The sequence below is a fragment of the Geodermatophilus sp. SYSU D00696 genome, from assembly GCF_054050235.1.
Genome location: NZ_JBJGYY010000080.1, coordinates 1 through 847, shown reverse-complemented (window position 1 = coordinate 847; position 847 = coordinate 1). Strand labels below are relative to the sequence as shown.

At 68.5% G+C, this 847-nt stretch carries 1 protein-coding gene; it reads left to right on the top strand.

The window, feature by feature from the left end; all coding sequences use genetic code 11:
- Positions 1 to 847, top strand: an 847-nt coding sequence (locus tag ACI79O_RS24125) for a DUF4231 domain-containing protein (protein WP_456915393.1), incomplete at both ends; no start/stop codon positions are given.

Sequence of the window (847 nt, the reverse complement as noted above, 5' to 3'; positions counted from 1 at the left end):
TGGCAGCGGCAGAGTGTGTGGTCGCAGGCGGCGGATCAGTTGAAGGCCGGGCCCAGCCGCGCCCGGCGGCTCCTGCTCCTGCTCACCACTGCCGGCGCAGCCATGGCCCTGGCCGGCAATCAACTGGAGCCCATCAGCTTGCCCGCCAGCATTGCCGTGGCCACGCTGGCGGCGGTGATGCTTGCAGCGGTGGGCCTACTTGGGGCACGGCAGACCGTGGAGCAGGTGCGTCGGTGGACTCGTGCGCGGTCGGTGTCCGAAGCTCTGAAGACCGAGGTCTTCCTGTTCCTCACCGGCGGTGGCGACTATGCCACGGGGGACGCCGAGCAGCGACTGGATGCGGAGGTGCAGCGCTTGGAACGGGAGGCTGGCGACCTGCTGCCGTGGACCCACGGTCTACGACCGAAGCCCCGCCGACTGCCAGCGGTGCAAGACCTCGAGACTTACCTTGAGGTACGAGTGCGCCAATCGCAGCTCGCGAGCTACTACCAGCCGAAGGCCGCACAGTTCCGCACCCTGTTGCGAGCCGCCAAGGTCGCCTCGGTGACGCTGGCCCTGATCGCAGCTGCACTCGCTGCCCTCAACACCGTGTCACCCAACGTGGGCGCATGGGCGACGGTGGCGACCACCGCCGCCGGGGCACTCGCGGCGCACGTGGCTGGAGAACGCTACGAGTTCCTGTGGATCGAGTACAGCCGCACCGCGAGCGAACTGCTCCGACTGGCCGAGCGACGCACCGCCCCCGACGGCCGACCCCTCTCCGCTCCAGAGCTGATCGCCGCGTGCGAGCAGGTCATCTCCGTACAGAACCAAGCATGGATGGCCAAATGGGGAGAGGACGACACAG